Genomic DNA, 567 nt, shown 5'->3' with positions numbered 1-567 from the left:
TGCTGATATTGTCGTTATCGCTGCCAACACGCCGGTTGATACGCCACGCTTCATTGGAAAGCGCGTTTACCTAGCGACGATTTCAGATTGTACTGCCGATACGGTGGCGTTCTTAACCTCTGCCATTTCTGATGCGAGCGAACTTCGATCGAATCAATCTAGTCAAGTTAATCGTTTAGAGCCTGAATCAGGTGTCGCAGTAGCAATCCCAGTAGCGGAAAAAGTAGCGAAAAACATTGTCGCGATAACCGCTTGTCCAACCGGAGTGGCGCACACTTTCATGGCTGCCGAAGCGCTGGAAAAAGAGAGTGCTCGACTAGGCCACAGTATTAAAGTGGAAACTCGCGGCTCTGTCGGTGCAAAGAATCAGTTAACAGCTCAAGATATTGAACAAGCCGATTTGGTTATCATTGCGGCCGATATTGAAGTACCACTAGATCGATTCAATGGTAAGGCCCTGTATAAAACCAGCACAAGTCTTGCCCTTAAAAAAACTGAGCAAGAGATCAACAAAGCGTTTTCAGATGCCACACCATACCAACACAGTGGTGGTGCTAATCCGTCAAC

Annotated in this window: 1 protein-coding gene; it reads left to right on the top strand. The window is 47.3% G+C overall.

Translation table 11 applies throughout. The annotated features are described in order from the left end of the window. The coding region (locus ACP45E_RS22155) for a fructose PTS transporter subunit IIB (RefSeq protein ID WP_241824379.1) at positions 1 to 567 on the top strand (567 nt) is incomplete at both ends.

Source organism: Vibrio genomosp. F10 str. 9ZD137, from assembly GCF_049974785.1.
In the GTDB taxonomy this organism is placed as follows: Bacteria; Pseudomonadota; Gammaproteobacteria; order Enterobacterales; family Vibrionaceae; genus Vibrio.
The sequence above is the reverse complement of the archived record's forward strand: the minus strand, read 5'-3'. Positions and strand labels throughout refer to the sequence as shown.